Origin of the sequence: Streptomyces swartbergensis, assembly GCF_002148965.1 — a bacterium.
GTDB lineage: Bacteria > Actinomycetota > Actinomycetes > Streptomycetales > Streptomycetaceae > Streptomyces > Streptomyces swartbergensis.
In genome coordinates, this window is record NZ_NGFN01000434.1 from 1 (window position 1) to 6,473 (window position 6,473).

Below are 6,473 nucleotides of genomic sequence, written 5' to 3' on the forward strand. Positions count from 1 at the left end.
GCTCCCCCGTGAGCCGCCCCCGTCCCCTTGCTTTCCCCCGTGTGTGCGTCAACCACCGTCATGAAAGCGGTGTGCTGACGCCCGGTGCCGCGAGCGCACCCCCGCCCGCTCRCGGCACCGGACTTCTCGGAACCCCGGTTCACGTCGTGCAGACGCGTGATCACTGCGCTGGTGCTGGTGCCGTGCAGCGTGTTCATCTCGCGCCCCCCGTCGTGGACTTCCGGTGTGCGGCCCGCCGGTCGGGCGGGCTTTCCTGCTTGTGCCGAAAAGCTTGCCGCGGCACTTTCATGGCCGTGTCCGCCGACTGTCACAGACCTGTCACAGGGCTCGGCCACATGGCGGACACACCTCATACACAGGCGTCAACGCTGTGCGCGGATCTCATCTCGGCCCACAGGTCGAACCCCGGCCCCTCCATGGGCCAGAATGTGCCCGTGCCTTCCCTGTTGCTGATCGAGGACGACGACGCCATCCGGACGGCCCTGGAGCTCTCTCTGACGCGCCAGGGTCACCGGGTGGCGACCGCTGCCAGTGGTGAGGACGGTCTGAAGCTGCTGCGCGAGCAGCGGCCGGATCTGATCGTGCTGGATGTGATGCTGCCCGGCATCGACGGGTTCGAGGTGTGCCGGCGCATCCGGCGCACGGACCAGTTGCCGATCATCCTGCTGACCGCGCGCAACGACGACATCGACGTGGTCGTCGGGCTGGAGTCCGGTGCCGACGACTACGTCGTCAAGCCGGTGCAGGGGCGGGTGCTGGACGCCCGGATCCGGGCCGTGCTGCGGCGCGGCGAGCGGGAGTCCAACGACGCGGCGACGTTCGGCAGCCTCGTCATCGACCGCTCGGCGATGACCGTGACGAAGAACGGCGAGGACCTCCAGCTCACGCCGACCGAGCTGCGGCTGCTGCTGGAGCTGAGCCGGCGGCCGGGGCAGGCGCTGTCCCGGCAGCAGCTGCTGCGGCTGGTGTGGGAGCACGACTACCTGGGCGACTCGCGGCTGGTGGACGCCTGTGTCCAGCGGCTGCGCGCCAAGGTCGAGGACGTCCCCTCGTCCCCGACGCTGATCCGGACCGTGCGTGGTGTCGGCTACCGGCTGGATCCGCCTCAGTGACACAGCGGCACCACCAAGGGGGGGACCGCGGCTGGACCGCGGCGCGCAAGGGAGTTCTGTCGCGGCTGCGCTTCACCAGCCTGCGTCTGAGACTGGTCGTCGTCTTCGGCCTGGTGGCGCTGACGGCCGCCGTGTCCGCGTCCGGCATCGCGTACTGGCTCAACCGCGAGGCCGTGCTCACCCGCACCCAGGACGCCGTGCTGCGCGACTTCGAGCAGGAGATGCAGAACCGGGCGGGCGCGCTGCCCGAGCATCCGACGCAGGACGAGCTCCAGCACACCGCGGGCCAGATGGCCGGCAGCGACCAGCGCTTCAGCGTGCTGCTGGTCGCGAGCAACGCCGACGGCAGGACCGTCTACGGCAGCTCCGGCGGGCTGAGCGGCTTCTCGCTGCGGGACGTGCCGGTCTCGCTGCGCACGGCGGTGAACAAGACGCAGAAGGTCGACGAGGCCAACAAGCACGCGTACCACCTGTACTGGCAGCGCGTCGTCGACCACGACACGCCGTACCTCGTGGCCGGGACGCGGGTGATCGGCGGCGGTCCGACCGGTTACATGCTGAAGTCGCTGGAGCCGGAGGCGAAGGACCTCAACTCGCTGGCCTGGTCGCTGGGGATCGCCACGGGGCTCGCGCTGCTCGGCTCGGCGCTGCTCGCGCAGGCCGCGGCGACGACCGTGCTGAAGCCGGTGCAGCGGCTCGGGGCGGCCGCGCGGCGGCTCGGTGAGGGCAAGCTGGACACCCGGCTCAGGGTGTCCGGGACCGACGAACTCGCCGAGCTGTCCCGGACGTTCAACAAGGCGGCCGAGGCGCTGGAGAAGCGGGTCGCCGACATGGCCGCGCGGGACGAGGCGTCCCGGCGGTTCGTGGCCGACATGAGCCATGAGCTGCGCACGCCGCTCACCGCCATCACCGCCGTGACGGAGGTGCTGGAGGAGGAGCTGGAGGCGGAGACCGGGAGCATGGACCCGATGATCGAGCCCGCCGTGCGGCTGGTGGTCAGCGAGACGCGGCGGCTGAACGACCTGGTCGAGAACCTGATGGAGGTCACCCGCTTCGACGCGGGCACGGCCCGGCTCGTCCTGGACGACGTCGACATCGCCGACCAGATCACCGCCTGCATCGACGCCCGCGCCTGGCTGGACGCGGTCGAGCTGGACGCCGAGCGGGGCATCCACGCCCGGCTGGATCCGCGCCGTCTGGACGTCATCCTGGCCAACCTCATCGGCAACGCGCTCAAGCACGGCGGCTCCCCGGTGCGGGTGTCCGTACGCGAGGCCGGCGACTCGCTCCTCATCGAGGTGCAGGACCACGGGCCCGGCATCCCCGAGGACGTCCTGCCGCACGTCTTCGACCGTTTCTACAAGGCCAGCGCCTCCCGGCCGCGCTCCGAGGGCAGCGGCCTGGGCCTGTCCATCGCCCTGGAGAACGCCCACATCCACGGCGGCGAGATCACGGCGGCCAACTCGCCCGACTCGGGCGCGGTGTTCACCCTGCGACTCCCGCGCCACACGTACGCGCCGGGGGAACAGCCCGCCGAGGGCGAGCGCAAGCACGAGGACGACACCGGCCAGGACCGGGGCGAGGACTCGAAGGGGGACGCCTGATGACCACACGTCTCGTGTCCAGGGCTCGGATCGGTGCCGTGTCGGTGCTCGCCCTGCTGCTCGCCGGCTGCGGGATCCGGGCCACGGAGGTGCCGACGAACTTCGGGCCCGCGCCGTCGCGGGTGCGGTGTTCGCTGGCCGAGCCGGACGTGTCGACGCAGGCCGCCCGGGGGCTGCCGGTGCAGGTGTTCCTGCTGTGCGGGTCCTCGCTGGTGACCGTCGACCGGACCGTACGGGTCCCGGACGGCGCGGCCGACTCCGAGCGGCGCATGCTGGTGGCGCAGGGCCTGCTCGACCAGCTCGCGGAGCCGCCGTCGCCCGCCGAGAAGGAGGCCGGCTACAGCACGGACGTACGCGGCGGCATCAAGGTGAGCGGGCCGCGGCCCGGCGACCCGGAGGACACGCTGCGGCTGAGCACGGCGCCGGACAGCCTCACCTCGTACGCCCTCGCCCAGATCGTCTGCACCTTCTCCGACTCGGCGGCCGCCGAGGGCGACGGTTCCGTGGTCCTGGGCGGCCCCGGCGCCGGGCCCCCGCGTCGCTGGGAGTGCACCGACGAGGTCCGGGCCCGCCCGGGCAGTAAGGAACCGCCGTCCAAGGACGTGCCCGGGGAGTGAGCGGGCCGGGCTCGGCCGGGCTGTGGCGCATGCCTCACAGGCCTATCGGGGGGTATCCCGGAACCGATCCTGTCGGAGGCCGCGTCTAGGGGGGCGTGCAGCGTCAAGGCTCCATCGGCGGCAGCGCCGAGTTCCGCATCCGTGTGACAGGAGGTGTCCTCCTCGTCGCACACCTCGCGTTCGTCGCCTGGTTCACGCTGCGGCCGCTGGACGTGCCCTGGGTGATGCCCGCCAATCTGCGGCCGTTCGACGGCATCCGCGCCGATCTCGCCCTGGGCTGGCCCGAGGCGAGCCGGCGGATCTGCGAGGGGCTGGCCCTGCTCGCCCCGCTGGGCGTGCTGCTGCCGATGGCGAACGGCAGACTGGTCGTCTCGCCGCTGGCGTCCCTGCTGCGCACCGTCACGGCCGGCGCCCTGTTGTCGCTGGGCATCGAACTGCTCCAGACCAACGTTCCGGGGCAGGTCGTCGACGTCGACTCGCTGTTCCTGAACACCGCGGGCGTGGCCCTCGCGCATCTCGCGCTCGTCCCGGCCGGCCGCTCCTGGCTGCGCCGCCGCGCCATCGTGCGCCTGACCGGTGCGCCCCTTCCCCCGGAGGAGCCGACTCAGGGTCGGACCCCGACGATTCCCAGGGTCGGGATCGCCCCGTGGAGCGACGCTTTGCCCCCTTCGTCTCCGTAGCGTGGAGTGCAGATGGGGTACTCGGACGAGAGGCCTCACGCCCCGACGCTGAAGGAGACGCACATGTCCCGCCTCGCCCGCCCCACCCACGGCCGCATGATCGGCGGAGTGTGCGCCGCGCTGGCCCGGCGCTTCGGCACCTCCACGACGACGATGCGGGTGATCTTCCTGGTCTCGTGCCTGCTGCCCGGCCCGCAGTTCCTGCTGTACATCGCGCTGTGGATCCTGCTGCCCTCGGAGAGCAAGGTGCAGAACAAGGCACAGACAGCCTGGTGACGACCGTCTCCGAGAACGCCGGTGGGGCGCACCCTGGTTCCAGGGGTGCGCCCCACCGGCGTGTGTTCCGCCCGGGCGGGAGGGTCAGGCGACCGGAACGCCGTTCACCGGGAGCCCGCCGAGCAGGTCGGCGGCCGGGCCGGTCGGGCCCTGGGCGAGCAGCTGCCCGGCGACCGGCTGGGCGGCGGTGAGACCGGTACCGGCCAAGGTCTGCCCCTGGCCCACCGCCTCGGCCGAGCCCGCCGGCAGCGCCTGGGAGAGCTGCTCCGCCGGGAGCGCCTGAGTGACGGTCGCCAGCGCCTGGGCGGTGTCCGGGACGGCCGGAGCGGCGTTGGCGGCGCCCGCACCGGTGGCGGCGAAGGCGGCCCCGAGAGCGGCGACACCGAGGGACTTGGCAGCAGACTGCTTCATGAAAATGCGTCCTCGCAATGGGATGACGGGGTGTGTGAGCGGTGCGGCGACCGTAATCACGCGGCACCACCCCCCGCAAACATCGAAATGCGGACGGCTTGTGAACACCGTCCGCATTCCCTGTGTGCCGATTGCCCCCGGGTCAGCCCTCCGAAGTCACAGAACCGCTGGTGGAAGCGGTCTGCCGGAACAGCCATTCGGATTTCAGCTCGGCATACCCAGGCTTGATCACGTCATTGATCATGGCCAGCCGTTCATCGAAAGGAATGAACGCTGATTTCATCGCATTGACTGAGAACCACTGCATGTCGTCGAGCGTGTAACCGAACGCCTCGACAAGGTGCTCGAATTCCCGGCTCATGCTGGTGTGGGACATCAGGCGGTTGTCGGTGTTCACCGTGGCCCGGAAGTGCAGCCGGCGCAGCAGTCCGATGGGGTGCTCGGCGTACGAGGACGCCGCCCCGGTCTGCAGGTTGGAGCTCGGGCACAGTTCCAGCGGGATGCGCTTGTCCCGGACGTACGAGGCGAGCCGCCCGAGTTCGACGCTGCCGTCCTCGTGGACCTGGATGTCGTCGATGATCCGCACGCCGTGCCCGAGCCGGTCGGCGCCGCACCACTGGAGGGCCTGCCAGATGGAGGGCAGCCCGAAGGCCTCGCCGGCGTGGATGGTGAAGTGGTTGTTCTCGCGCTTGAGGTACTCGAAGGCGTCGAGGTGCCGGGTGGGCGGGTAGCCGGCCTCGGCGCCGGCGATGTCGAAGCCGACGACGCCCAGGTCCCGGTAGCGGTTGGCGAGTTCGGCGATCTCCAGGGCGCGGGCCGCGTGCCGCATGGCGGTGAGCAGGGCTCCGACGCGGATGCGCAGGCCCCTCTCCCGTGCGCGGCGCTCCCCTTCCCGGAAGCCCTCGTTGACGGCCTCGACGACCTCTTCGAGGCTCAGACCGCCCTCCAGGTGCTGCTCGGGGGCGTAGCGCACCTCGGCGTAGACGACGCCGTCCTCGGCGAGGTCCTCGGCGCACTCGGCGGCGACCCGGACCAGGGCGTCGCGGGTCTGCATGACGCCGACGGTGTGGGAGAAGGTCTCCAAGTACCTTTCCAGGGAACCGGAGTCGGCGGCCTCGCGGAACCAGACGCCGAGCTTCTCCGGGTCGGTCTCGGGCAGCTGGGAGTAACCCGTCGCCCGGGCGAGTTCGACGATCGTGGCGGGGCGCAGGCCGCCGTCGAGGTGGTCGTGCAGCAGAACCTTGGGCGCCCGGTGGATCTGGTCCGGTGTCGGGGTGTTCGCGGTGGTCTGGCTCGTCATTTCCGCACTCTAACTCCTACGCGCGTAGATGGCGCGTCCTCGTGTCCTTTACGTTTCCGTCGATACGTAACGGTGACCCCGAGGACGGGTCGCGTACACCCGCGCTTCTGACACTGTTCTGTCATGGCACACCAACCGACGCCGGTTCGCAGGGCCCGGCTGGGCAGGACATTCGGTCCGGAGCCGTCGGCGGTGAGCGGCGTGGTGCTGCTGCTCCCCGGCGGCGACGAGGTCTCCGGCCGCAGGCCGTCCCCCATGGTGGCGACCGCCTCCGTACGCGCCCTGGGGCGCCGCCTGGCCCGCGCGGGCCGGGACGAGGGTCTCGTCACACACGTCGTGCACTACCGCTGCCGCGGCTGGAACGGCAGCGAGGCCAACCTCGCGGCCGACGCGGCCTGGGCCGCCGACGAGGTCGTACGGCGCTACGGAGACGTTCCCGTCTGCCTCGCCGGCACCGGGATGGGCGGCCGGGC

Annotated in this window: 7 protein-coding genes and 2 pseudogenes; 6 read left to right on the forward strand and 3 right to left on the reverse strand. The window is 71.3% G+C overall.

The features are described from left to right. Positions 1 to 197 (reverse strand): annotated as a pseudogene (locus CA983_RS48555) (SigE family RNA polymerase sigma factor); the annotation flags it as partial. 237 nt (positions 198 to 434) lie between these two features. Here CA983_RS48555 and afsQ1 point away from each other — a divergent pair. From afsQ1 to CA983_RS39085, 5 genes are all read left to right on the forward strand, one after another. Then, complete coding sequence (gene afsQ1 / locus CA983_RS39065; RefSeq protein WP_158101933.1) at positions 435 to 1,112, forward strand: two-component system response regulator AfsQ1; 678 nt, start codon at positions 435 to 437, stop codon at positions 1,110 to 1,112. Further along, positions 1,109 to 2,716, forward strand: coding sequence for a sensor histidine kinase (locus CA983_RS39070; RefSeq protein WP_086605451.1), 1,608 nt, complete (start codon positions 1,109 to 1,111; stop codon positions 2,714 to 2,716). The genes afsQ1 and CA983_RS39070 overlap by 4 nt, the downstream gene beginning before the upstream one ends. Next, positions 2,716 to 3,333 (forward strand): hypothetical protein, encoded by a 618-nt coding sequence (locus tag CA983_RS39075; protein ID WP_086605452.1) that lies wholly within the window; start codon positions 2,716 to 2,718, stop codon positions 3,331 to 3,333. Before CA983_RS39070 ends, CA983_RS39075 begins: the two co-directional genes overlap by 1 nt. Positions 3,334 to 3,428: 95 nt before the next feature. Further along, the gene (locus CA983_RS39080) at positions 3,429 to 4,013 is read left to right on the forward strand and encodes a VanZ family protein (RefSeq protein ID WP_086605453.1); all 585 of its coding nucleotides are present in this window, start codon (positions 3,429 to 3,431) and stop codon (positions 4,011 to 4,013) included. A gap of 63 nt (positions 4,014 to 4,076) precedes the next feature. Next, a complete protein-coding gene (locus CA983_RS39085) occupies positions 4,077 to 4,289 on the forward strand; it encodes a PspC domain-containing protein (protein ID WP_010048883.1) in 213 nt (70 codons plus the stop codon). Positions 4,290 to 4,373: 84 nt separating this feature from the next. Here CA983_RS39085 and CA983_RS39090 read toward each other — a convergent pair whose 3' ends face one another. Together CA983_RS39090 and CA983_RS39095 are read right to left on the reverse strand one after the other, a co-directional pair. Continuing rightward, positions 4,374 to 4,700 carry an ATP-binding protein gene (locus tag CA983_RS39090; RefSeq protein WP_086605454.1) on the reverse strand — a complete coding sequence of 109 codons (327 nt, stop codon included), beginning with the start codon at positions 4,698 to 4,700 and terminating at the stop codon, positions 4,374 to 4,376. 142 nt (positions 4,701 to 4,842) lie between these two features. After that, complete coding sequence (locus CA983_RS39095; RefSeq protein ID WP_086605455.1) at positions 4,843 to 6,000, reverse strand: adenosine deaminase; 1,158 nt, start codon at positions 5,998 to 6,000, stop codon at positions 4,843 to 4,845. 123 nt (positions 6,001 to 6,123) lie between these two features. On the opposite strand from CA983_RS39095, the pseudogene CA983_RS39100 reads away from it, so the two are divergent. Further along, positions 6,124 to 6,473 (forward strand): annotated as a pseudogene (locus CA983_RS39100) (alpha/beta hydrolase); the annotation flags it as partial.

Coding starts and splice junctions, on each gene's coding strand:
- CA983_RS39075 (WP_086605452.1), top strand. CDS start 2,716: ATGACCACACGTCTCGTGTCCAGGGCTCGGATCGGTGCCGTGTCGGTG.
- CA983_RS39090 (WP_086605454.1), bottom strand. CDS start 4,700: ATGAAGCAGTCTGCTGCCAAGTCCCTCGGTGTCGCCGCTCTCGGGGCC.
- CA983_RS39095 (WP_086605455.1), bottom strand. CDS start 6,000: ATGACGAGCCAGACCACCGCGAACACCCCGACACCGGACCAGATCCAC.
- CA983_RS39085 (WP_010048883.1), top strand. CDS start 4,077: ATGTCCCGCCTCGCCCGCCCCACCCACGGCCGCATGATCGGCGGAGTG.